The sequence below is a fragment of the Streptomyces sp. NPDC029169 genome, from assembly GCF_055563935.1.
Genome location: NZ_JBVHXA010000005.1, coordinates 76,575 through 98,995 on the forward strand (window position 1 = coordinate 76,575; position 22,421 = coordinate 98,995).

Below are 22,421 nucleotides of genomic sequence, written 5' to 3' on the forward strand. Positions count from 1 at the left end.
AACGGGGGCGGGGCCACGGCTTTGCGTGGCCCCGCCCTCCCGTGCCGCATCAGGTCACCTCAGGTGCGAGGTGTCGTTCAGGAGGCGTACGGAGGCGTTGCCGTCCGCGTAGTACGCCACAGCCGACAGCGAGGCCGCCGACAGCTCCATCCGGAACAGCGACTCCGGCGGCGCGCCGAGGGCCAGCCGCACCAGGGTCTTGATGGGCGTGACGTGGGTGACGAGGAGGACGGTACGGCCGGGGTACGCGGCGGTCAGCCGGTCCCGGGTCGCCGAGACGCGGCGGGCGACGGTCGCGAAGCTCTCGCCGCCGCCGGTCGGGGCGGCCTTGGGCGAGGCGAGCCAGGCGTCGAGGTCCTCGGCGTACCGCTCGCGTACCTCGGCGAAGGTCAGCCCTTCCCAGGCCCCGAAGTCGGTCTCGCGGAGGCCGTCCTCGATCCGTACGTCGAGCCCGAGACGGACGGCGACGGCCTCGGCGGTCTGCACGCACCGCTTCAGCGGCGAGCTGACGATGTCCTGGATCGTGCCGCGTGCGGCGAGCGCCGCGGCGACGGCGTCGGCCTGCCGCAGCCCGGCGGCCGACAGCACGGGGTCGGCACCCCCGCTCCCGGAGAACCGCTTCTCGGGCGTGAGCGCGGTCTCCCCGTGCCGCAACAGCACGAACGTGGCAGGGGCTCCCATGTCGGGCGCCCCCCAACCGGGCGCGGCGGCCCCGCTGGTGCGGGCGGCACCTTCGCCGCCGGGCGCGGCGGACACCGGCTCCTGTGCACCGGGCTGTCCACTCACCGCCGTCCGGCCGGGCGCGGCAGCGGCCGCGGCCTGCTCCGGCCCTGCGGCCGGTCCGCCGGCCGACGGGACCTGCGCACGGGCGCGGCCGTGGGCGGCACGGCCGGCCTCGGCCTCGAAGTCGCCGCTCGCCGCGGACTCGCGCTCGGCCGTGGCGGCCGTGGCCACCAAGGCGCGGGCCTGGGCCGCGATGGTCGCATCGGCGGCGAAGAGGCCCTCGTCGGGGAGGGCAGCCCCACCGGACGGGCGGGCCGCACCGGCGCCCGCACCGGCACGCGCGCCCGTACCGGCACCCGTACCCGCACCCGCCAGCGCCGCCCTCGCGCGGGCCGCGCCCGCCGTCGCGTCGCCGGGCGGACCCGAGGGGGCGGCGGCCGCGGCGCGGGCCGCCGACGTGTCCAGGGCCGCCGTGGACACCGACGGCTCCCACTGCCTGCCCCGCTTGCCCGCGTCCATCGCCTCGTTCGCGAGGCGGTCCGCGTGCTTGTTCTGCTCGCGCGGGATCCACTCGTAGCGGACCTGGCCCGGCGGGAAGACCCGGGCCGCCTCCGCCGCCAGCGGCTTCATGTCCGGGTGCTTGATCTTCCAGCGGCCGGACATCTGCTCCACGACCAGCTTGGAGTCCATCCGGACGTGGACCGAGGCGTCGGGGAACAGCTCGCGCGCGGCCTTCAGCCCGGCCACCAGGCCCTTGTACTCCGCGACATTGTTCGTCGCGACGCCGAGGTACTCGGCCCGCTCCGCCAGCGTCTCGCCGGTCGTCGCGTCCAGGACCACCGCGCCGTACCCGGCGGGTCCCGGGTTGCCCCGCGAGCCGCCGTCCGCCTCGACGATCAGCCGCACGGTCATCAGAGGCCGGACTCCGACGTACGGACCAGGATCCGGCGGCAGTTCTCGCACCGCACGACCGCGTCCGGGGCGGCCGCCCGGACCTCGTTCAGCTCGGTGATGTTCAGCTCGATGTGGCAGCCCTCGCACTTGCGCTGGTACAGCCGCGCCGCGCCGACCCCGCCCTGCTGCTCGCGCAGCTTCTCGTAGAGCTTCAGCAGGTCGGCCGGGACGGAACCGGCCACCAGCTCGCGCTCCTTGCCGACCGACGCCGCCTCGGCGTCCAGCTCGGCCTGCGCCGCGTCGCGACGGGCGGTCGCGTCGTCGGCCTTGGCCTGGACGGCGGCGGCGCGCTCGGTCAGCTCGGTGACCCGCTCCGCCGCGGACTCACGGCGCTCCATGATCTCGAGGACGATGTCCTCCAGGTCGCCCTGGCGCTTGGCGAGCGAGGTGATCTCGTGCTGGAGGCTCTCCAGGTCCTTCGGGGAGGAGACGTGGCCGGAGTCCAGCCGCTGCTGGTCCCGTGCGGCGCGCTGGCGCACCTGGTCGACGTCCTGCTCGGCCTTGGTCTGCTCGCGGGCGCAGTCGCTCTCCTCGGTCTGCGCGGCGACGAGCAGGTCGCGCAGCTGCGTGAGGTCCTTGTTCAGCGACTCGATCTCGGCGTGCTCGGGCAGGGACTTGCGCTTGTGGGCGAGCTGCTGGAGACGGACGTCCAGGGCCTGGACGTCGAGGAGTCGGATCTGGTCGGCGGGCGCGGCGTTCAGTTGGGGGCTCCAGGGGAGGTGTGGTGGGAGGACCAGGGGTCGGTGACCGTCTTCGAGACGTGGACGCGCAGGTCCCAGCCATGGCGGTCGGAAATGCTGTCGAGCTGGGCGGCGGCCTGCTCGCACCAGGGCCACTCGGTGGCCCAGTGGGCGGCGTCGACGAGGCCCAGCGGAGAGTGCTGCGTCGCCTCTGAGACGGGGTGGTGGCGAAGGTCCGCGGTGAGGAAGGCGTCCACGCCCGCGGCCCGTACGGCGTCGAAGAGGCTGTCGCCGGAGCCGCCGCTGACCGCGACCCGGCGGACGGTCATCCCAGGGTCTCCGGCGACCCGGATCCCCTGCGCGGTGGCGGGCAGCCGCTTCGCGGCGCGGGCCGCGAACTCGGCCAGCGTCTCGGGGTGGTCCAGCTCGCAGATCCGGCCGAGGTTGTTCTCGGGGACCAGGGGGCCGGTGACGCGCAGGTCGAGGGCGCCGGCGAGGGCGTCGGAGACCCCGGGGTCGGCGGTGTCGGCGTTGGTGTGCGCGACGTGCAGGGCGATGTCGTGCTTGATCAGGGTGTGCACGACGCGGCCCTTGAAGTGGGAGGCCGCGACCGTCGTCGTACCGCGCAGATAGAGCGGGTGGTGGGCGACGATCAGGTCGGCGCCGAGCGCGATCGCCTCGTCGGCGATCTCCTGGACGGGGTCGACCGCGAACAGGACACGGGTGACCTCGGCGTCGGGGTCGCCGCAGACCGTGCCGACGGCGTCCCACGCCTCGGCCTGCTCGGGGGGCCAGAGAGCGTCGAGCGCGGCGATGACTTCAGACAGACGGGGCACGAGGCAAAGGCTACCTGGCCCCTCTTTGCGCCTAAACCGGCGCCGCTCTCGCGGAGGTGGCTGGGCGCCGTCGGGGTTGCTCAATTGATGGTTGCGGTGGTCTCGGCCGAGAGGGGCCCTGGCGCCGCCGATAGGCGCCAGGGGCTCCGCCGCTGCGACCGCTACTTCTTGACGAGGTCGGCGCGCAGGTCGTCGAGGACGCTGTTCGCCGCCGTCACCCCGAGGCCCAGGTACCAGGTCTCGTCCGGGACGTCCTTGGCCTGGCCGGCCTTGACCGCCTTGAGGTTCTTCCACAGCGGGTTGGCCTGGGCGGTGTCGCGCTTGGTGGCCTTCGGGTCGCCGTAGACGCCGGTGAAGATCCAGTCGGCGTCGGCCTGGTCGATCTTCTCCGGGCTGATCTCGGCGGCGAGGTCGTTGACCTGCTGGTTCGTGGGCCGGGGCAGGCCCGCGTCCTCCAGGATCGTGCCGATGAAGGACGCCTTCGCGTAGAGCCGGATCTTGCCCGGCAGGTAACGGACCATCGAGATGGTCGGCTTGTTCGGGCCGATGTCCGTGCCCAGCTGCTGCGCCTTCGTCTCGTACGCGGCGAGCTTCGACTTCGCGTCGGCGGTCTTGTCCAGGGCCGCGGCGTTGAGGAGGTAGTTCTCCTTCCAGGTGAAGCCGGGGCGGATGGAGAACACGGTGGGGGCGATCTTCGAGAGCTCGTCGTACTTGTCCGCGGCGCGCAGCTGGCTGCCGAGGATCAGGTCGGGCTCCAGGTTGGCGATCGCCTCGAGGTTGAGGTTGTTGATCGTGCCGACGGACTTGGGGTCGCCCGCGTCCTTCTTCAGGTACGTGGGGATGCCATCGTCCCCCTCGGAGGGGGCGTAGCCGACGGGCTTGATGCCGAGCGAGACGACGTTGTCGAGCTCGCCGACATCGAGGACGACGACGCGCTTCGGGGCGGCGGTGATCTCCGTCGTACCGAGCGCGTGGGTGAGGGTGCGGGGGAACTGGCCGGGCTTGGCGTCCGTCCCCATCGCCGCGGTCTTGACGGCCGCGTCGCCGAAGTCCTTGCCGCCCTTGGCGACGTCCTTCTTGGCGGCGCCCTCCTTCTTCTCCGGGGCGGCGCCCGGGGCGTCGTCGCCGCCTCCGCAGGCCGCGAGGGAGAGCGCGGCGGCGAGGGCGACGGCGGCGACGGTGCCGCGGCGGCGGAGGGACATAGGGCTACTCCTGTACGGGTACGGGGCGGGGACGGCGACTCGGAACCGCAGCGGAAACCGGGCGAAAACCGGCGGGGAGGACACCCCACACCCGGAGTCACAGGCTCCACTTAGGATCGCCTTACCTTACGCACCACTCATCTCACCAGCACAACCGGCCCCCTCCCCTCAGCAGAATCGATTCACGGCCACCCTTATGTGTGAAGTGACCGGGCTCGTGTTGTTCGGCAGGAAGTGCGAAAACTAGCTTCGGTGGCCGGAGGTGACGAGTCGATGACAGCCTGTGCCATCGAGACAACGACGGACGACGGCGGCGCGGTGCGGCCGGCGCGGTTCACGATCACGGCGAACGGGGCGTACGCGGCGCGGCTCGCCGGCACGGGGGACGCCCTCTACGCGGAGCGGTGGACGCTGGACGGGCCGGAGCCGTACGCCGTACCGCTGCCGCTCGACCAGCCCGAGGAGCCCCACACCCAGCTGCTTCCGCTCGCCGACGGGCGGGTGTTGATCGGCCGCCGGGTGGACGGACGCCGGCACACGTTCTCCCTGCTGTACCCGACGGGCCCGAGGACGGGTCAACTACCTCTGGGCGCCGTGGAGTCCGAGGCGCTCACCCTCCTCCCGCCCTCCCCGGACGGCATCTGCGCGTACGCGATGTGCGTCGGGGCGGATGCGACGACGATCTGGCTGGTGGCGGGCGGGGCGTTCGGCCCCGAGCAGGTCGCGGAGGTCAAGGGCCGCTGCACGGGGGGCGTTTGGCTGGACCGTACGGGGCGAATGCTCGCCCTCGACCGCTGCGTGGACGGCGGCCCGGTGAAGGCGGTGGCGGTCGACCTGGAGCGCGGTGGCGAGGTGACGCCGCTGCTCCAGATCACCGAAGGGAGCGACGACCGGCTGCTGTTGGCGGACCCGGACAGCGGGCTGCTCCTGATCCGCTCCGACGCACCGTCGCCGGGGCACGAGCGGCTCGGCTGGGGCGTGCTCGGCAGTCTGCTGCCGATCCGGTTCCCCGAGTGCCTGCGGCTCGACGACGCGGCGGTGACGCCGTTCGCCGTACAGCCGGGGCAGGTGCTGCTGCCGGAGAGCTGCGGGGTCGCGCTGCGGATCGACGGGGCGGGCGGGAGCTGGGTCGGGATGTGGCAGCCGGCGGGCCGCCGGATGCACCAACTGGCGGCGCCGGGTGGGTGGCTGGCGGGGGCGGGCGTCTGGACGACGGGGGGCGAGCTGCGGCTCCCGTACGCGACGGAGGAGGCGCCGTGCGGCCTCGCCGCCCTGGAGGTCCCACCGGATCCGGAGCCGGTCACGGTCACGGTGGAGCCGCGGGTGTGCCGCCCGGTGCCGCTGCAGCAGGCACCTCTCACCGACCGTAAGGCCGCTGGCTAAACTCGCTGATCGCACAGCAACAGCGATCATTACGGGGAGAGTTCCACCATGTCGGAAGCGCGTACGGACGGCACGGAGCCGCAGGCCTCCGGAAAGCACCGCGGCGAGGCGGCGCCGTCGGAGGACTCCACGTCCTCCCCTCATGGCCGCCACCGCCGCGACGCGGACCGGTAGCCACGCCGACACCGAACGGCCCCGGGGAACCCCGGGGCCGTTCGCCGTTCCCGCCCCCGGACCAGCGCGGGCCCCTGCGGCGCGAAGCTGCCGCACCTCGGGCACGACCATGGGCACCGCCCCTGGGATTCCCGGGCCCGTTCGCCCGTCTCCGCCCCCGGGCCGGCACGGGCCCCTGCGGCGCGAAGCTGCCGCACCTCGGGCACGACCATGGGCACCGCCCCTGGGATTCCCGGGCCCGTTCGCCCGTCTCCGCCCCCGGGCCGGCACGGGCCCCTGCGGCGCGAAGCTGCCGCACCTCGGGCCCGACCATGGGCACCGGCCCTGGGGTGCGGGGGCTCAAGGGGCGGACGCGCCCGCAAGGGCGCCGTCCGTTGTGCCCACCCGTTCCGCCCCAGCGGAACGAATGCCCACAACGGGGGGGCGCGGCGCGAAGCTGCCGCGGGGCGGGGGGCGGGGGCAGCGCCCCCGGTCTCGTCAGAGTTTCGGGGAGGGGTGGGGTGGGGTGGGGGAAAATCCCTCACCCCACCCCCGGCCTCAGGCCCGCTTCAGGCCCAGGACCTCCGCCGCCGCGAACGTCTCACCCGGCGGGCGTGTCGCGTAGTGCGGGGACAGCAGGCCGTCCAGCTCCTCGTACGTGAACGTGTCCTTCGACGTGTCGAACTTCGCCGCGACCCGGGGGCGTTCCACGATCGCGACCATCCCCCCGTGCACCACCAGCAGTTGGCCGTTGACGGCCGCCGCCGCCGGGGACGACAGGTAGCCTACGACCGGTGCCACGTGCTCCGGGGCCAGCGCGTCCAGCTCCCCCTCCCCCGGCTCCGCGAAGCCCGCGAAGACGTCCTCCGTCATCCGGGTCCGCGCCCGCGGGCAGATCGCGTTCGCCGTCACGCCGTACTTCGCCAGCGCCAGCGCCGTCGACGTCGTCAGCCCCACGATCCCGCCCTTGGCCGCCGCGTAGTTCGGCTGGCTCGCCGAGCCCGCCAGGAACGCCTCGGACGAGGTGTTGACGATCCGGCCGTACACCGACGACTCCCCCGCCTTCGCCCGCCCCCGCCAGTGCACCGCCGCGAAGTGCGTCGTGTTGAAGTGGCCCTTCAGATGGACCCGGATCACCGCGTCCCACTCGTCCTCGCTCATCGAGAAGACCATCCGGTCCCGCAGGATCCCCGCGTTGTTCACCAGGATGTCCAGCTTCCCGAACTCGCCCACCGCCAGGTCCACCAGGCCCCGCGCGGTCTCGAAGTCGGCGACGTCGCCCAGGTGCGCGACCGCCCGGCCGCCCGCCGCACGGATCTCCGCGGCGACCTCCTCGGCCGGCGCGGCCGACGCCTCGCCGGAGCCGTCGCGCCCCGGCTGCCCGTAGTCGTTGACGACGACGGCCGCGCCCAGCCGGGCCAGTTCCAGCGCCTCGGCGCGCCCCAGGCCCCGGCCCGCGCCGGTGACGATCGCGCTCAGCCCCTCAAGAGGGAGTGACATCGATTCACGTCCTCTCAGATCTCGATGCACGTACGCAGCGCCACACCCGTACGCATCTGCTCGATCGCCTCGTTGATCCCGGCCAGCGGGACCCGGTGGGTGATCAGCGACTCCAGGTCGATCCGCCCCGCCCGCCAGAGCGCGATCGCCCGCTCGTACGAGCGCAGCACGTCACCGCCCCCGTACATCGACGGCAGGATCTTCTTCTCGTCGAAGAACAGCTCGAACATGTTGAGCTGCAGAAAGTCGTCCAGCGCGCCCGCGCCGACCACGCAGAGCGTGCCGCCGCGCCGGGTCGTCTCGTACGCCACGCGCGCGGTGGCGGACTTGCCGACGACCTCGAAGACGTAGTCGAAGCCCTCGCCCGCCGTGACCCGCTGCTTGGCGTCGGCGAGCGCGTCCGGGGCGACGGCCTCCGTCGCACCGAAGCGCAGGGCCGCCTCGCGCCGGGACTCGACCGGGTCGACGGCGACGATCTGGGCGGCTCCCTGGAGCTTGGCGCCCTGGATCGCGGAGATGCCGACGCCGCCGCACCCGATGACGGCGACCGACGAACCGGCCTCCACCTTCGCCGTGTTGATGGCCGCGCCGAGCCCCGTGGTCACGCCGCAGCCGATGAGCGCGGCGATGTCGAAGGGCACGTCGTCGGGGATCGGGACGGCGCAGCCGGCGTCGACCACGACCTCCTCCGCGAACGTACCCGTCCCCGCGAATCCGAAGACCTCCCCTCCGGGCCTACGGAAGTTGGGGGTGCCGGCGTTCATGAAACCGGCCAGGCAGAGCTGGGTCTGGCCGCGCTTGCAGGCCTGGCAGACACCGCACGCGGGCAGCCAGGACAGCAGCACCCGCTGGCCCTCGCTCAGCCCGGTGACGCCGTCGCCGACGTCCACGATCTCGCCCGCGCCCTCGTGGCCGGGGACGAACGGCGCGGGCTGCGGGAGCACACCGCTCATGGCGGAGACGTCGGAGTGGCACAGTCCGGTCGCCCTGACCCGGATCCTCACCTTGCCGGGGCCGAAGCCCACCGCCTCGACGTCGTCGAGGACCTCGAGCTTCTCCTGGCCGATCTCGTGCAGTACGGCTGCGCGCATGGTGCGGCTCCCTCCGGGAGATCAGAGTCACGAATGTTCGACGAGGGTGTCGGCGAGTACGGGAGCGTCCTCGCGCTCCACGGCCGTGACCGACACCTGGACGCGGCCGTCACCGGTCCACATCCGGATACGCAGGGTCTCGCCGGGGAAGACGATCCCGGCGAATCGCGTGCGGTACGAGCGGACACGGGCGACGTCGCCGCCGAGCACCGTGTCCACCACCGCCTTGAGGGTCATGCCGTACGTGCAGAGTCCGTGCAGGATCGGCCGCTCGAACCCGGCGAGCTTGGCGAACTCGGGGTCGGCGTGGAGGGGATTCCAGTCGCCGGAGAGCCGGTAGAGCAGCGCCTGGTCCTCGCGTACGGGCCGCTCGACGGTCTTGTCGGGCTCGCGGTCCGGGAGTTCGAGGCGCTCGGAGGGTCCGCGGTCGCCGCCCCAGCCGCCCTCTCCCCGTACGAAGATCTGCGCGTCGCTGGTCCACAGCGGGCCGTCGTCGTCCGCGACCTCGGAGCGCAGCACGAGGACGGCCGCCTTGCCCTTGTCGTGGACGGCGGCGACGCGGGAGGTGGTGACGGCCCTGCCCTTGACGGGGAGGGGCCGGTGGAGGGTGATCGCCTGGCCGCCGTGCAGGACGGCGGCCAGGTCGACGTCGATGCCGGGCGCGGAGAGCCCGCCGACGACGCCCATGCCGGCACCGGCGACGGTGGCGAAGCTGGGCAGGACGTGGAGCCGGGATTCGAGGGTGTAGCGGAGCTCGTCGGGGTCGGTCGCCGGGGTGCCGGCGCCCAGTCCCAGGTGGTAGAGCTGGACGTCTTTGTGGTCCCAGCTGATCTCGGCGCTGCGGGGCTCGGCGGCGACGGCCTTGGCGGCATCAATGGGCATGGGGATGCTGCTCCTTGGAGATCCGTGAGGATCCTCGACGAGTGGAAGACCTCGGTGCGACCGTCCGCACCGTCGGCCGCACCGAGGCCGTGCGGGGACCGCCCCGTACGCGCCGTTCTAGAACGCGTTCTAGGTCGGTGATCCCCATGTATAGCCGAGCGGGAATGAGTTGAGAACCCCCCTGACGGTACGTCAGTTCACGTCCGGCCCACGTCCGGCGGCCCTCGGCAGCCACAGCAGCATCAGTACCGCCGCCAGCACCAGCACCCCCGTCGACGTACGGAAGGCCAGCGCGTAGCCCTCCGTCAGGGCCTCCGGGCTGGTCGCGCCGGCCGTGCGGGTGGCGGCCACGGTGGAGAGGGCGGCCAGACCCACCGCTCCGCCCATCGTGCGGGAGGTGTTGACGAGGCCGGAAACGAGGCCGGCGTCGGCGGGCGCGGCGCTCGACGTGGCGAGGGTGGCGAGCGGGGTCGTGAGCAGGCCGAGGCCGGCCATCATCAGGATGCCGGGGCCCAGGATGACGGTCCAGAACGTGCCGTCGGTGGTCAGCGTCGACTGCCAGCCGAACCCGGCCGCGGCGACGAGGGCCCCGATGACGGCGAGGTTGCGGGCGCCGGTCGTCGGCATCAGACGGGGCGCCAGCTTGGACCCCACGATGACGCTGACCGAGCTGGGGACCAGGGCCAGGCCCGCCTGGAGCGCGGTGTAGCCGAGGACGTTCTGGGCGTACACGGTCATGAAGAACCACATGCCGAACGAGGCCGAACCGGCCAGCATGATCGACACGTTGGCGGCCGAGACCGCCCGCGAGCGGAACAGCTTCAGCGGCATCAGCGGGGCCGCCGTCCGCGCCTCGACGGCGATGAAGACCGCGAGCAGCGCCAGGCCGCCGAGCAGCGGGACCAGGGTGGCCGGGGCGCCCCAGCCGGCCTGCTCCGTCTGCACGATGCCGTACGCGACGGAGGCGAGGCCGCCCGTGACGAGGACGGCGCCCGGCAGGTCGAGGCGGCGGCCGGCGCCGGTGCGGCTCTCGCTCAGCCACAGCGCGGCGCCGGCCAGGACCAGGACGCCGACGGGGACGTTGATCAGGAGCACCCAGCGCCAGGAGAGGAGGTCCACCAGCGCACCGCCGACGAAGCCGCCCGCCGCGCCACCGGCCGCCCCGACGGCCGTCCAGGTGCCGATCGCCCGGGACCGCGCGGGCCCGGCGGGCACGGCGGCGGTCACGATGGTGAGCGTCGCGGGGGCGAGCATCGCCGCCCCGAGCCCCTGCACGGCCCGGCCGGCGACCAGCTGCCAGCCCTCCTGCGCGAGCCCGCCCGCGACGGAGGCCGCGGTGAAGAGCCCGAGCCCGAGCAGGAACATCCGCTTCCGCCCGAAGAGATCGGCCGCCCGCCCGCCGAGCAGCATGAACCCGGCGAACGCGATCGAGTACGCGCTGAGAACCCACTGCAGCCCGGTCGCCGAGAGCCCGAGGTCCGCCCGCATCGACGGCAGCGCGACGTTCACGACGGAGACGTCGAGGACCACGAGGAACTGCCCCGCGCACGCGGCGAGGATGACGAGCCACGTGCGCGGGGCGGAGCGTATGGAGGTGGACTGTGCGGCGGCGGAGTGGGACGGCTCGGCGTGGACCATGCGTGTGATGGTCGCAGACGGCCCGTGCCCCGTACATGGGGATTCGGTCCTACGACGGTCCTACGACGCTCCTACGACGGTCCTACAGCCCTCCCCCGAAGCGCCCTACGACCTCCGCAGCATCGTCACGACCGCCGCCCCGCCAAGACCGATGTTGTGTGCGAGCCCGACGCGCGCCCCCGCGACCTGGCGCGGCCCCGCCTCCCCCCGCAGCTGCCAGACCAGTTCGGCGGCCTGGGCGAGCCCGGTCGCGCCGAGCGGATGGCCCTTGGAGATCAGCCCGCCGGACGGGTTCACGACCCACCGCCCGCCGTACGTCGTCGCGCCCGACTCGACGAGCTTCCCGGACGCGCCGTCCTCGCACATGCCGAGCGCCTCGTAGGTCAGCAGCTCGTTGATGGAGAAGCAGTCGTGGAGTTCCACCACGTCGACGTCCTCGATGCCGAGGCCCGACCTCTCGTACACCTGCCGGGCCGCGGCGCGCGACATCGGCCGGCCCACCGCGTCGATGCACGACCCCGACGCGAACGACTCCTCCGTGTCCGTGGTCATCGCCTGCGCGACGATCTCGACGGCCTTCCCGTGCAGCCCGTGCTCGACCACGAACCGCTCCGACACGACGACCGCCGCCGCCGCTCCGTCGGAGGTCGGCGAGCACTGGAGCTTGGTCAGCGGCCGGTGGATGGTCTTGGCGGCGAGGATCTCGTCGACCGAGTACACGTCCTGGAACTGGGCGTTGGGGTTGTTCGCCGAGTGCTGGTGGTTCTTGGCGCCGACGGCGGCGAGCTGCACCTCCGTCGTCCCGTACCGCTCCATGTGCTCGCGGGCCGCGTTGCCGAAGATCTGCGCGGTGGGAGGGGACATCTCGAAACCGTGCGCGGCGGCCATGATCCCGTAATGACGGGCGACCGGCGACGTCTTGAAGTCTCCTCCATCCGATCCACCCCCCAACGCCCCCCGAGCCATCTTCTCGAAGCCCAGCGCGAGCACACAGTCACTCACCCCGCCCTCCACGAACTGCCGCGCCATCATCAGCGCCGTCGACGCCGTCGCGCAGTTGTTGTTGACGTTGTAGACGGGCACGCCGCTCAGACCGAGCTCGTAGGCGGCGCGCTGCCCGGCCGTGGAGGCCTGGAAGCAGTAGCCGACGGGGACCTGCTCGACCTGGTCGTACGAGATCCCGGCGTCGGCGAGCGCCGCCGTTCCCGCTTCCTTCGCCATGTCCCAGTACTGCCAGTCGCGCGTCGCGGGCTTCTCGAACCTCGTCATCCCGACGCCGACGATGTACGCCTTCCCCATCTCCGCTTCCCCCTCAGTCTCTCGGCAGGCCGAGCAGGCGCTCGGCGACGACATTGAGCTGGACCTGCGTGGTGCCGCCCGCGATGGTGAGGCAGCGGGACATCAGCAGTCCGTGGACGGCCCGCTCCCCCGCCCCCTCCCGCACGGCGCCCTCGGGGCCGAGCAGTTCGAGCGTGAGCTCGGCGAGTTTCTGCTGGTGGACGGTCTGGACGAGCTTGCGGAGTGAGGCACCGGCGCCCGGTTCCAGGCCCGAGACCTGGAGCATCGTGGTCCGCAGCCCGATGCAGGCGAGCGCGTGCGCCTCGGCGGCCAGGGCCCCGATCCGTACGCGTACGGAGCTGTCGGACCCTCCGGTTGCACCGGCGGCCCGCTCGATCAGCGCTTCGAGACCGGAGTCGAAGGCGACCTGGTCGGCCATGTGGACGCGTTCGTTGCCGAGGGTGTTGCGGGCGACGCGCCAGCCGTCGTTCACCTCGCCGACGACGGCGTCGGCCGGCAGCAGCGCTCCGTCGAAGAACACCTCGTTGAAGAGCGAGTCGCCGGTGATCTCCTTCAGCGGCCGGATGTCGATCCCGGGCGTGTTCTTCATGTCGACGAGGAAGTACGTGAGTCCCCGGTGCTTGGGCGCGTCGGGGTCGGTGCGGGCGAGCAGGATGCCGTGGTCGGCCCATTGGGCGGCGCTCGTCCACACCTTCTGTCCGGTGATCCGCCAGCCGCCGTCCTCGGTGCGTTCCGCCTTCGTACGGAGGGAGGCGAGGTCGGACCCGGCGCCGGGTTCGGAGAAGAGCTGGCACCAGAGCAGGTCGCCCCGGAGGGTGGGGCCGAGGTAGCGCGCCCTCTGGTCGTCCGTCCCGTACGCGAGGAGGGAGGGGACGACCCAGGTGGCGATCCCGAGACCGGCGACCGTGACCCCGGCCGCGTCCAACTCCCGCTGGATGGCGAGCTGTTGCAGCGGCCCGGCGCCGAGACCGTACGGGGCCGGGAGGTGCGGGGCGGCGTGGCCGGTGGCGGCGAGGGCGCGGCGGGCGGCGCCCGGGTCGAGCCCGACGGCGGGCGCGATCGCCTCGCGCGCGGCGGTACGGAACGCGTCGGCCTCGGGCGGCAGTTCGAGCCGCAGCTCGCGCCGGGCGCCGTCGGCGGCGAGCCGTACGGCGCGCGCTCGATGCGTGTCCCCGGCGCCGAGGAGCTGGCGGGCGACGAGGGCGCGGCGGAGGGCGAGATGGGCGTCGTGCTCCCAGGTGAAGCCGATGCCGCCGAGGATCTGGATGCAGTCCTTGGCGCAGGTGTAGGCGGCGTCGAGGGCGGTGGCGGCGGCGAGCGCGGCGGTCAGGGAGCGCGCGGCGTCCTCGGTGGACCGGGCCGCGTCCCAGGTGAGGGCGCGGGCCTGCTCGACCCGCACGAGCATGTCGGCGCAGAGGTGCTTGATCCCCTGGAACTGCCCGATGGGCCGCCCGAACTGCTCGCGCGTCTTCGCGTGCTCGACGGCCGTCTCCAGGGCCCGGGCGGCCGTCCCGCAGGCGTCGGCGGCGTACAGCACGGCGGCGAGATCGGTTACGAGGGTGGGGTCGACGGCCAGAATCCGCTCGGCGGGCACGTGGACGCCGTCGGCGGTGACCTCGGCGGTCGGCCGGGTCGGGTCGGCGCTCTCGTGCGGCCGCACGGCGAGGGTACCGGCGTCCACGGCGGCCCAGACGACACCCCGGGCGGTGCTCGCGGCCAGGATCAGCAGGTCGGCCTGGGCGCCACCGAGGACGGGCGGCGCAGTGCCGTCGAGCACGAGGCCCTCCTCGGTCTCGACCCCGCCCTCGGTCTCGACCCCGGCCATCCCCCCGGCCCCGAGCGCGACGGCCCCGACCCGGGCCCCGCTCGCGAGCTCCGCGACGAGCCCGGCGGCACCGGCGCGCCGCAGGACCTCGGAGGCGATCACGGAGGGCAGATACGGCCCCGGCACCAGCGCCCGCGCGGCCTCCTCGAGGACGACGGCCAGATCGACGAGATCGCCGCCCCCGCCCCCGTACTCCTCACCCAGATGAACCCCGAGGAGCCCCTGCCCGGCGAGCCCGTCCCAGTGGGCGGGCCGCCCGGCGACGCTCTCGGCGGGCGCGTCGAGAAGCTTCCGCACGTCCTCGGACGGCACGGCCCGAGCGAACCACCCGCGCACGGACCGGGCCAACTCCCGCTGCTCTTGCGTGATTCCGATGCCCATGAGGCCGAAGACTAGAACACGTTTCAATCTGACGGAAGGTCAGACAGTCTTTGTTCGTCCGACGCCGGCATCCCGAATCCGTTGTCCCGTCTCACTCAACCGAGTCGCTTTCCCAACGAACCGAGTCGTTCGGGCCTCTGTCTCAGCGAACCTAGTCGCGCCGCTGACTACGCTGGGGGTGATGGGTGGCTGTACCGGTTGAGGTGGACCAGGCGGGGCCGTGCTTTGTGAGCGTCACTTCCCGGGCTGGTACTGGGCCGCGACGACCGAGCAGCAGGTCGGCTTCGAGTCGTGGCTGGAGCGGGACCGGCTGCTGCTGGCGGACTTCGATCCGAACGTGGTGGGGATCAGCTCGCAGCCGTTCTGGCTGCACTTGCGCTACTACTGAGGTTGAGATGGTGCCGTCCGGAGGGCTGCCGTTCCTAGGGCGTGTATCGAAAGTATTTTCTAGGAGATCGTCAGGCTGCCCGGCTACGGTGCGGGCATGGTGAATTTCGTGCTGGTTGCAGGTGCACGGCTCGGGGCGTGGGCGTGGGGCGAGGTGGTGCCGTATCTGCGTGCGGCTGGCCACGGCGTCTATCCGTTGACGCTGTCCGGTCTTGCTGACAAGCGGGGTGTACCGGCGGGGCAAGCGACTCACGTCCAGGACATCGTTGCCGAGGTAGAACGCCAGGGTCTGCGTGACGTAGTCCTGGTGGGTCACAGCTACTCGGGCATCCCGGTCGGTCAGGCCGCGGAGCGGATCGGTGACCGACTGGCCCGCGTGGTATTCGTCGACTCAAGTGTTCCAACTGACGGCGAGTCGTTTGTCTCCGCCTGGCCGGACCGCGGGGCGGCAGTGGAGGCATCGATCGCCGAGAACGGAGGGTTTTGGCCGCTCGCGCCAGCTGCTCATTACGACGGCGAAGGTCTCACCGATGAGCAGATCGCACGCCTCGTGCGTGGCTCGACGCCTCACCCAGGTGCCACGCTGACCGAGCCCGCTGTGCTGGCGGGGCCGCTCGGTGAACTTCCGGCGACATACATCCTGTGCGTGATGCCGGGGGCCGAGCCAGACGACGCCGAGCCCGACGAAGATGTGGCCGAGCTGTTGAACAGCAAGCGCTGGCGGCTGGTCAAGATGGACACCGGCCATTGGCCGATGTTCTCCCAGCCGCGCGAGCTGGCGCAGATTCTCCTCAATGCTGCCGTGGAGTGAGAGCACATCCATGCCTGCGGGCTTGTTTTGGACGCGCTTGATGTCTGCTGGTCACAGCCATTCGCCGATGGCCGCTATGAGGACGGTCGCCTCGTAGCGGACCGCTAGCTTGTCGTATCGAGTGGCGACGGCGCGGTACCTCTTGAGGCGGTTGATCCCACACTCGACCGCGTGGCGCTCACGGTAGTCGACTGGGTCGAACTTCGGCGGCCGGCCACCGCGAGAGCCGCGCTGTTTGCGGTGACGCGCCTGGTCGACCTTGTCCGGGATGGTGCAGCGGATCCCTCGGCGACGCAGGTAAGCGCGGTTCTTGCGGGAGGCGTACGCCTTATCAGCACGCACCCGATCAGGACGGACGCGCGGCCGGCCCGGCCCGATGCGGGGCACGCGGACCTTCCTCAGCACGGGTTCGAACTGCGGCGAGTCGCCGCGCTGCCCGGCCGTTACCACGATCGACATGGGCTTCTGGCCCTGCTCGACGGCCAGGTGCACCTTGGTGGTGAACCCGCCGCGCGAGCGTCCCAGTCCATGATCTCGGGGCTCGGTGAAGACACCACCCGGCGGTTCCTTCTTCCCGGTGCCAGGTGCCGTTTCGCTGCCATCGGCCGAACAAGTCGTAGATCCGGCCCCACTGGCCGTACTCGACGGGCACGTCCCGCCACGGAACGCCCGTTCGGACCCGGAACCGTATGCCGTCGATCAACTGCCGCCGGGGCCAGACAGGCGGCCGCCCCGCCTTCGTCCCTGTCGGCAACAACGGCTCCAACACCGCCCACTGTTCATCAGTGAGATCACCCCGCCCCATGAACGAAGATCATTCATGGAGAAAGATCCACTTTCGATACAGGCCCTAGCGCTCCGCGGTATGCCTCGGGCAGGCAGCAGTGGTGGCCGCAGGTTGAGCCCGCCGACGGTGCATGACAGGCTCATGCCCCGTGATCGATGATTTCGCGAAAGAGTACCTGCACAGCGATCTCCGAGAGATACGCGAGGCGATGCTCTGGAAGCTCGACGGGCTCGGCGAGTACGACATCCGCCGCCCCCTGACCTCGACGGGCACCAACCTTCTCGGTCTGGTCAAGCACCTGTCGATTTTGGAGTCCAGATACTTCGGTGAGGTGTTCGACCGGCCGTTCCCTGAGCCTCTGCCCCGGTGGGACGATGCCGGGGAACACGGTGCCGACATGTGGGCGACCGAGCACGAGACGCGCGGCGAGGTCGTCGACCGTTACCGTCACGCCTGGGAGCACTCAGACGCGACGATCACCGCCCTCGCCATCGACTCTCCCGGCCACGTGCCCTGGTGGCCGCGACCCAACGTGAAGCTGTTCAACATCCTGGTCCACATGCTCACCGAGACAAGCCGGCACGCTGGACACGCTGACATCCTGCGCGAACAACTCGACGAGTCGACAGGCACAACAGCCCAGTACGCGACTCCACAGCGCGACGCGACCTTCTGGGAAGCCCAGTGCGCGAGGATCGAGCGAGCCGCCAAAGCAGCCGTCACCAAGCCCGATCACGCTGGTTCCTACGACTCCACGCTTTGAAGGTCAGTAAATCCCCATCGGTCCAGGCGCCGACCTTTCGTCTCAGCGAGGCCAGTTGAGACAGGACATCCGTTGTCTTGTATCAGTGGCACGGGACCTTGCACAGGTCAGCGCGGGCAGCGTCAGCCCCTCGTGATTCGGTCGTCGGGCGTGGTGATTGGTGGAGCGACACATGGGAACCTGGGACGTCGGGCCCTTCGATAACGACACCGCGGGGGATTGGTGCGACGCCCTCGACGCGGCGACCATGGACAGACGCGAGGGCGTCATCCGCGACACGCTCGCCCGCGTGATCGACACCACCGGTTACCTCGACGCGAGCGTCTCTGAAGAAGCCGTTGCCGCAGCCGCCTTGGTCGCCGCACAATGCCCGGGCGGCGAACCGGCCGACCCCGACTACGGGCCGGAGCAGCCCCTGCCCGACCTCACAGGTCTGCGCGCGCTCGCCCTCCAGGCCCTCGACCGAGTCATGGCCGAGCCGTCCGAACTGTTGGAGCTATGGGCCGAATCGGACGGCGGCCCCTGGGAGGCAACCAATGGGGCTACGGACCGCCCCGCTACCTCACCCCCGAACGCGTCCGTGTCGCCGCTGAGGCACTCGTCATCACGCCGGACCATGCTCTGACCGAGGGCGTGAGTCCGGCAGACCTGGCCGAGGCTGACATCTATCCCAACGTCATCTGGGAACGCGGCGAATCGCTGGACTACGTGACCAGCCACTACCAGGAACTGGTTCCGTTCTTCCAAGCGGCAGCACGCGCCGGAGACGCCATGTTCATCTGGCTCGACTAGACACGGTTATCGCCGCGCGCCGCCGCCGAAAGTGCAAAGTCGACCTGCACAGATCTGAGCCGATCAGCCCCACACGTTCCTTCATTCCACAGCTCAACGCCCGGTCGCGATGCAACAACTAACCTGAGCGGACACGTAAGGTGGGGATCTTCGGCCGGCGGGAGCCGCCCGGAGTCCCTGAAGGCCGTGCCCACGATGACGAACCTCGACGTCCCTCCCCCACGACTCCGGCTCGACCGCGCTCTTGACGGCCTGACCGTCACCTTTCGCGGCATGACCGCCCGCAGTGACGAGAACCAGTGCGAGTGTCACTGGGGTGGCGAGGAAGAGCTCGCGCTGCTGAAGGTCCCGGACGTGGAGCTTGATCCGGACCTTCTGTGTCGTACGTGGGACGCGCCCGACTGGGGTGACCACGGAGCGGTGCTGCGCCGGATCCTGCCTCAGTTCGCCAGGGCGCTGGTGAACGGCCTTGTCGAGTCGCTGCGCGGCATGGAGAGGGTGGGACGATCGTTCGCTCGCGGTCACTGGCAGGAGTGGCCCACCCGCCAGAGCGCGGCAGTGTGGGAGTTCCTGCACGCCTGGTGGGCTCACAGCCTCGTCGATCCGGATCCAGCGGTCCCCGTCCATGAGGTCCTCGTCGTGTGCGCCGAGGCTTCCGCCACGCTCAGCCCGTGGCTCCCGGTCTGGGATGCGCTCGATGACCGTGTTGCCGACCGGCACCTGGCCGAAGCCGCCGCCCACTGGGAGTACGACCTGCTGGGCGACCAACTCCCCTGGGACGCGTGGGACAACGAGGATGCCCTGCGCTCCGAGCTTGCCGCCTGGCTGGTCCGGTCCGTCCCCGCACGGCTTCGGACTCCGGATGTTTCCGAGGAACTGCTGCACCGGATACGGCTCATAGGCCTGACCGGTCCCGCCCGCTGGGAGGACCCGCATTGGCCCAACCACCGCTACTGAGTCAGGGGCCGGTTCGGCCCAGTGCGGCGGTCCGGCTCCCCGGCTGAGCGTGGTGCCGGTTCCGCACCCACGGCGCGAGCTGGACGACACCGAACGCCACCTCGACGGCGAGGAACAGCCACAGCACGCGCGTGGCGCCGTGGGCCAGCGCGTACGCCTGCCAGGCCGCGAACAGGGTGCGGGCGACGCCGTCGAACAGTCCGTGCACCGCGAGCGGGCGGACGAGGCGCAGGAGGGCCCAGACGACCACGACCGAGCCCATCAGGTTCGCGTACAGGATCTGCATCGGTTCGAGTGCGGGCATGCCGCCGAGCCCGAGCGCCCGGCCGGCCGACGACAGCGCGTCGTGCACGAGTACGTACGTCCACGGCGTCGCGAATCCGGCGGTGACGACGAGGTCGTACCAGGCACTCGCACGGACGACGCGCAGGTAGGAAGAGTTCATGGGCTGACGCTAAACAGTGGAGTACGGTCCAAGGTCAAGCCCACGACCCGAAGGAGGAGCGATGCGCATCGGAGAGCTCGCCGCGCAGGCGGGCACGTCGAAGGACACCATCCGCTTCTACGAGAAGGTCGGCCTCATCGAGGGCCGGCGGCTGCCCAACGGCTATCGCGACTTCCCGCCCGAGGCGGTTGCCTGGCTGCACTACGTCCGTACCGCGCAGACCCTCGGCTTCTCGCTCTCGGAGATCTCACGGACCGGCGAGGAGCTGCGGAAGGCGCCGGACGCCGCCGAGGCGCTGTCCGCGCTGCTCAGGGAGAAGATCGAGCTCATCGACGCCCGCATGGCCGAACTCGCCTCCCTGCGGGCCGACCTCGCCACCCGCGTCGACACGAGCTGTCCTCTGCGGCCGGTCCAGCGCGATGCTCACACCGTGGCGTCGGCCAGGTCGGCGACCAACGCCGTGAACAGCCAGTCGTGGGCGGATCCAGGGGTGGGTTCCGGCCGTTCGCCCGTTGGGGTGATCACCTCGGCGACCAGCTCCCAGTAGCGGTCGATCCGCGGGTCGGCGGCGAGCTGGCGGGCCAGCCGGCGCCGGAAGTCCGGGGTGTCCCGGGTGCCGTACGTCGTCGCGTACGCGCTCACGAAGCAGTCGAGGGCCTCCCCCGGGCACGGCCGCCGGTCCCGGCGCAGCTCCGTGCCCGCCAGGTCGTACGCCTCGACCAGGCCCGCGTACAGGACGGCCGCCCCACGGGCGCCCGCGGCCCGGTGCACCTCGGGCTGCGGCTGCTCGGCGCCGTGGCACGGGCCGGTGGTGAGGGCGGACAGGCGGGCGAAGGCGAGTACCTGGGCCGGGTCCGGGTCGTCGGGCGGGGCCGGCACGGCCGCGTCCAGGAACGCGGCGGTCGCCCGGGCCGGCATGCGGGCCGGCAGCCAGCCGCGCCAGAACCGGGCCAGCGGGGCGGTGCTGGGCGGGGCGGTCACGGCGCCGACGAGGCGCAGCCGGCCGGCCCGTTCGTCGGGCCGGGACTCGTGCACCAGCCTCAGCGCCGCCTCCCGCCAGCGAAGCGCCCTGAGCTGCGTGCCGAGTTCGTCCAACTGCCCGGCGACGGCGGCCTCCAGCGCGCTGCTCGGCTCGTGCTCCTCGTCGAGGACGCGGCGGATCTCGGGGACCGGCAGACCGAGATTGCGCAGGGAGCGGATCGTGCGCAGCCGGTCGAGCGCGTCGGGGCCGTACCGACGGTGCCCGCCGGCGCTGCGGGAGGCCTCCGGCAGCAGGCCCCGGTCGGAGTAGAAGCGGACGGTCTTGACGGTGACGCCCGCGTGCTCGGCGAGGTCGCCGATGCTGCACAGACCGTCGTGCGACGAGAACACTTGAACCTCCCTCAGGGGGAGTTCCTACCGTACCGGCGAGCCCTGACGACGTACGTACGGAGGAGAAGTCATGACCGCATTCATCCTGGTGCCGGGGATGTTCACCGGCGCACACGTGTGGGAGGCCACGGCCGCGCGACTGGCCGCGACGGGCGCCGAGGTGCACGCCGTGGACCTCCGTATCGACAGGGATGCCGATCTGGAGACGCACATCGCGGACGTGGTCGCGGCGATCGACCGGGTCGGCGCGGAGGCGCCCGGCGAGGACATCGTGCTGGTGGGGCACGACTACGGCATCCACCCGGCGGTCGGCGCCGCGGACCGGCGAGCGGAGCGCATCGCCCGGATCGTGTACCTGGACTCGGGGATGCCGCAGCACGGCGTCCCGGCTCTGGCGGCGGTGCCGGACCTGTCCGTACGCGAGGCGCTGGCCGCAGGGGGCGACGGTGAACTCCCCCCTCCGGCCGCCAGTGACGAGTGGCTGCTCTGGGGCAGTACCGCAGGCCTCTCCGACGCCGCCCTGGACCGGCTCACCGCGCTGGCCGCGCGGCAGCCGATCGGTACGCTGCTCCAGCCGCTGACGCTGACCGGCGCCGTGGCCTCCCTCCCCATCACCGGGGTGCTGTGCACCGGCAACGGCATGAGCATCGAGCTGCTCCAGATGCGCGTGGGCCTCGGCGACCCGGCCCTGCAGGCCCTCACCGAGCCCGGCGTGACGTTCTTCGAACTCCCCACCGGACACTGGCCGATGCTGTCCCGCCCGGCCGAGCTCGCGGAGGTCCTGCTGCGGGCGGCGGCCGGCGAGGGGCACCGCCTGACCCCGGCGAGCGCCGAACTCCCCCCGCACCTGCGGCCGTTCGTACTCGACGTGCCGGAACGGCCGCGCGAGCGGACGGGGAACGTCGACCTGTACCTGCCGGACGCCGAAGGGCCGCGGCCCGCCGTGGTGTTCGTACATGGCGGGCCGGTGCCCGCCGGGGCCCGCCCCACGCCGCGGGACTGGCCGGCCCTGATGGGGTACGCCCGGTACGCGGCCGGCCACGGGGTGGTGGCGGCGACCCTCGACCACCGGCTGCACGACCTGGCCGACTACGACCGCGCCGCCGCGGACGTGGCCGCCGCCGTGGAGCGGATCCGGGCCGACCCGCGCGTGGACGGCAGCCGGGTCGCGCTGTGGTTCCTCTCGGGCGGCGGACTCCTTACGACGGACTGGCTGTCCGCGCCCCCGGCGTGGCTGCGCTGCCTGGCGGCCAGCTACCCGATCCTGGCGCCGCTCCCGAACTGGGGCCTGACCGGCACCCGCTTCCACCCGGCGGAGGCGGTGGCGAAGGCGGGCGCCCTGCCGGTCGTCCTCACCCGGGTGGGCCGCGAGCTGCCGGAGATCGCCACGACGGTGGCGGAGTTCCTCGCCGCGGCGGACACGTCCGGCGCGAACGTCGAGGTGGTCGACGTACCCCACGGCCACCACGGCTTCGACACCGTCGACCCTACGGACGAGTCACGCGAGGCCGTCCACCGGGCGATGCGGCTGGTGCTGTGGCACATCCGCTCAACGGTGTGA

The 22,421-nt window shown here is 72.0% G+C and carries 20 protein-coding genes and 3 pseudogenes; 10 read left to right on the top strand and 13 right to left on the bottom strand.

Going from position 1 to position 22,421, the window contains the following annotated elements; all coding sequences use genetic code 11:
- Positions 1-54: 54 nt before the first annotated feature.
- The 4 genes from ACZ4VI_RS11675 to ACZ4VI_RS11690 all read right to left on the bottom strand — a co-directional run bounded on the left by ACZ4VI_RS11675 (position 55) and on the right by ACZ4VI_RS11690 (position 4,395).
- Positions 55-1,635, bottom strand: a complete 1,581-nt coding sequence (locus tag ACZ4VI_RS11675; protein ID WP_467998958.1) for a bifunctional RNase H/acid phosphatase — start codon at positions 1,633-1,635, stop codon at positions 55-57.
- Complete coding sequence (locus ACZ4VI_RS11680; RefSeq protein WP_467999304.1) at positions 1,635-2,378, bottom strand: zinc ribbon domain-containing protein; 744 nt, start codon at positions 2,376-2,378, stop codon at positions 1,635-1,637. Before ACZ4VI_RS11680 ends, ACZ4VI_RS11675 begins: the two co-directional genes overlap by 1 nt.
- Positions 2,375-3,193 carry a Nif3-like dinuclear metal center hexameric protein gene (locus ACZ4VI_RS11685; protein ID WP_467998959.1) on the bottom strand — a complete coding sequence of 273 codons (819 nt, stop codon included), beginning with the start codon at positions 3,191-3,193 and terminating at the stop codon, positions 2,375-2,377. The genes ACZ4VI_RS11680 and ACZ4VI_RS11685 overlap by 4 nt, the downstream gene beginning before the upstream one ends.
- Before the next feature lie 161 nt (positions 3,194-3,354).
- Positions 3,355-4,395: an ABC transporter substrate-binding protein gene (locus ACZ4VI_RS11690; RefSeq protein WP_467998960.1), complete on the bottom strand. Its 1,041-nt coding sequence runs from the start codon at positions 4,393-4,395 to the stop codon at positions 3,355-3,357.
- A gap of 273 nt (positions 4,396-4,668) precedes the next feature.
- Here ACZ4VI_RS11690 and ACZ4VI_RS11695 point away from each other — a divergent pair, with 273 nt between their 5' ends.
- Together ACZ4VI_RS11695 and ACZ4VI_RS11700 are read left to right on the top strand one after the other, a co-directional pair.
- Positions 4,669-5,778 carry a hypothetical protein gene (locus ACZ4VI_RS11695; protein WP_467998962.1) on the top strand — a complete coding sequence of 370 codons (1,110 nt, stop codon included), beginning with the start codon at positions 4,669-4,671 and terminating at the stop codon, positions 5,776-5,778.
- Positions 5,779-5,826: 48 nt separating this feature from the next.
- A complete protein-coding gene (locus ACZ4VI_RS11700; protein WP_467998963.1) occupies positions 5,827-5,952 on the top strand; it encodes a hypothetical protein in 126 nt (41 codons plus the stop codon).
- 537 nt (positions 5,953-6,489) lie between these two features.
- Here ACZ4VI_RS11700 and ACZ4VI_RS11705 read toward each other — a convergent pair.
- From ACZ4VI_RS11705 to ACZ4VI_RS11730, 6 genes are all read right to left on the bottom strand, one after another.
- Positions 6,490-7,431: a 3-oxoacyl-ACP reductase gene (locus ACZ4VI_RS11705; protein WP_467998964.1), complete on the bottom strand. Its 942-nt coding sequence runs from the start codon at positions 7,429-7,431 to the stop codon at positions 6,490-6,492.
- A gap of 14 nt (positions 7,432-7,445) precedes the next feature.
- A complete protein-coding gene (locus tag ACZ4VI_RS11710; protein WP_467998966.1) occupies positions 7,446-8,522 on the bottom strand; it encodes a Zn-dependent alcohol dehydrogenase in 1,077 nt (358 codons plus the stop codon).
- A gap of 27 nt (positions 8,523-8,549) precedes the next feature.
- Positions 8,550-9,404, bottom strand: coding sequence for a MaoC/PaaZ C-terminal domain-containing protein (locus tag ACZ4VI_RS11715; protein WP_467998967.1), 855 nt, complete (start codon positions 9,402-9,404; stop codon positions 8,550-8,552).
- Positions 9,405-9,596: 192 nt separating this feature from the next.
- Positions 9,597-11,042 carry an MFS transporter gene (locus tag ACZ4VI_RS11720; RefSeq protein ID WP_467998969.1) on the bottom strand — a complete coding sequence of 482 codons (1,446 nt, stop codon included), beginning with the start codon at positions 11,040-11,042 and terminating at the stop codon, positions 9,597-9,599.
- Between the two features lie 105 nt (positions 11,043-11,147).
- Positions 11,148-12,341: a lipid-transfer protein gene (locus ACZ4VI_RS11725; RefSeq protein WP_467998971.1), complete on the bottom strand. Its 1,194-nt coding sequence runs from the start codon at positions 12,339-12,341 to the stop codon at positions 11,148-11,150.
- Between the two features lie 13 nt (positions 12,342-12,354).
- Positions 12,355-14,547 (bottom strand): acyl-CoA dehydrogenase, encoded by a 2,193-nt coding sequence (locus tag ACZ4VI_RS11730; RefSeq protein WP_467998972.1) that lies wholly within the window; start codon positions 14,545-14,547, stop codon positions 12,355-12,357.
- Positions 14,548-14,776: 229 nt separating this feature from the next.
- Here ACZ4VI_RS11730 and ACZ4VI_RS11735 point away from each other — a divergent pair.
- Positions 14,777-14,920, top strand: a pseudogene (locus ACZ4VI_RS11735) (TnsA-like heteromeric transposase endonuclease subunit); the annotation flags it as partial.
- A gap of 111 nt (positions 14,921-15,031) precedes the next feature.
- Positions 15,032-15,745 carry an alpha/beta fold hydrolase gene (locus tag ACZ4VI_RS11740; protein ID WP_467998974.1) on the top strand — a complete coding sequence of 238 codons (714 nt, stop codon included), beginning with the start codon at positions 15,032-15,034 and terminating at the stop codon, positions 15,743-15,745.
- A 51-nt stretch (positions 15,746-15,796) separates the two neighbouring features.
- Here the strand turns inward: ACZ4VI_RS11740 and ACZ4VI_RS11745 are convergent.
- Positions 15,797-16,550, bottom strand: a pseudogene (locus tag ACZ4VI_RS11745) (IS5 family transposase).
- Between the two features lie 130 nt (positions 16,551-16,680).
- Between ACZ4VI_RS11745 and ACZ4VI_RS11750 the strand changes: the two are divergent.
- The 4 genes from ACZ4VI_RS11750 (at position 16,681) to ACZ4VI_RS11765 (ending at position 19,044) form a co-directional block, all read left to right on the top strand.
- The gene (locus ACZ4VI_RS11750; protein WP_467998975.1) at positions 16,681-17,295 is read left to right on the top strand and encodes a DinB family protein; all 615 of its coding nucleotides are present in this window, start codon (positions 16,681-16,683) and stop codon (positions 17,293-17,295) included.
- A 172-nt stretch (positions 17,296-17,467) separates the two neighbouring features.
- A complete protein-coding gene (locus ACZ4VI_RS11755; RefSeq protein WP_467998977.1) occupies positions 17,468-17,920 on the top strand; it encodes a DUF4259 domain-containing protein in 453 nt (150 codons plus the stop codon).
- Positions 17,818-18,087 (top strand): DUF1877 family protein, encoded by a 270-nt coding sequence (locus ACZ4VI_RS11760; RefSeq protein WP_467999305.1) that lies wholly within the window; start codon positions 17,818-17,820, stop codon positions 18,085-18,087. Before ACZ4VI_RS11755 ends, ACZ4VI_RS11760 begins: the two co-directional genes overlap by 103 nt.
- Positions 18,088-18,360: 273 nt before the next feature.
- Positions 18,361-19,044, top strand: coding sequence for a hypothetical protein (locus tag ACZ4VI_RS11765; protein ID WP_467998978.1), 684 nt, complete (start codon positions 18,361-18,363; stop codon positions 19,042-19,044).
- A gap of 1 nt (position 19,045) precedes the next feature.
- On the opposite strand, the gene ACZ4VI_RS11770 is transcribed toward ACZ4VI_RS11765, so the two are convergent.
- A complete protein-coding gene (locus ACZ4VI_RS11770; protein WP_467998980.1) occupies positions 19,046-19,489 on the bottom strand; it encodes a hypothetical protein in 444 nt (147 codons plus the stop codon).
- A gap of 61 nt (positions 19,490-19,550) precedes the next feature.
- Between ACZ4VI_RS11770 and ACZ4VI_RS11775 the strand changes: the two are divergent.
- Positions 19,551-19,895, top strand: a pseudogene (locus tag ACZ4VI_RS11775) (MerR family transcriptional regulator); the annotation flags it as partial.
- A 17-nt stretch (positions 19,896-19,912) separates the two neighbouring features.
- Here the strand turns inward: ACZ4VI_RS11775 and ACZ4VI_RS11780 are convergent.
- Positions 19,913-20,860, bottom strand: a complete 948-nt coding sequence (locus ACZ4VI_RS11780; RefSeq protein WP_467998982.1) for a helix-turn-helix domain-containing protein — start codon at positions 20,858-20,860, stop codon at positions 19,913-19,915.
- A 70-nt stretch (positions 20,861-20,930) separates the two neighbouring features.
- Between ACZ4VI_RS11780 and ACZ4VI_RS11785 the strand changes: the two genes are divergently transcribed.
- Positions 20,931-22,421, top strand: coding sequence for an alpha/beta hydrolase (locus ACZ4VI_RS11785; RefSeq protein WP_467998984.1), 1,491 nt, complete (start codon positions 20,931-20,933; stop codon positions 22,419-22,421).

Coding starts and splice junctions, on each gene's coding strand:
- ACZ4VI_RS11730 (WP_467998972.1), bottom strand. CDS start 14,547: ATGGGCATCGGAATCACGCAAGAGCAGCGGGAGTTGGCCCGGTCCGTG.
- ACZ4VI_RS11725 (WP_467998971.1), bottom strand. CDS start 12,341: ATGGGGAAGGCGTACATCGTCGGCGTCGGGATGACGAGGTTCGAGAAG.
- ACZ4VI_RS11700 (WP_467998963.1), top strand. CDS start 5,827: ATGTCGGAAGCGCGTACGGACGGCACGGAGCCGCAGGCCTCCGGAAAG.
- ACZ4VI_RS11675 (WP_467998958.1), bottom strand. CDS start 1,635: ATGACCGTGCGGCTGATCGTCGAGGCGGACGGCGGCTCGCGGGGCAAC.
- ACZ4VI_RS11720 (WP_467998969.1), bottom strand. CDS start 11,042: ATGGTCCACGCCGAGCCGTCCCACTCCGCCGCCGCACAGTCCACCTCC.
- ACZ4VI_RS11715 (WP_467998967.1), bottom strand. CDS start 9,404: ATGCCCATTGATGCCGCCAAGGCCGTCGCCGCCGAGCCCCGCAGCGCC.
- ACZ4VI_RS11705 (WP_467998964.1), bottom strand. CDS start 7,431: ATGTCACTCCCTCTTGAGGGGCTGAGCGCGATCGTCACCGGCGCGGGC.
- ACZ4VI_RS11765 (WP_467998978.1), top strand. CDS start 18,361: ATGACCGCCCGCAGTGACGAGAACCAGTGCGAGTGTCACTGGGGTGGC.
- ACZ4VI_RS11770 (WP_467998980.1), bottom strand. CDS start 19,489: ATGAACTCTTCCTACCTGCGCGTCGTCCGTGCGAGTGCCTGGTACGAC.
- ACZ4VI_RS11785 (WP_467998984.1), top strand. CDS start 20,931: ATGACCGCATTCATCCTGGTGCCGGGGATGTTCACCGGCGCACACGTG.
- ACZ4VI_RS11740 (WP_467998974.1), top strand. CDS start 15,032: ATGGTGAATTTCGTGCTGGTTGCAGGTGCACGGCTCGGGGCGTGGGCG.
- ACZ4VI_RS11710 (WP_467998966.1), bottom strand. CDS start 8,522: ATGCGCGCAGCCGTACTGCACGAGATCGGCCAGGAGAAGCTCGAGGTC.
- ACZ4VI_RS11690 (WP_467998960.1), bottom strand. CDS start 4,395: ATGTCCCTCCGCCGCCGCGGCACCGTCGCCGCCGTCGCCCTCGCCGCC.
- ACZ4VI_RS11755 (WP_467998977.1), top strand. CDS start 17,468: ATGGGAACCTGGGACGTCGGGCCCTTCGATAACGACACCGCGGGGGAT.
- ACZ4VI_RS11695 (WP_467998962.1), top strand. CDS start 4,669: ATGACAGCCTGTGCCATCGAGACAACGACGGACGACGGCGGCGCGGTG.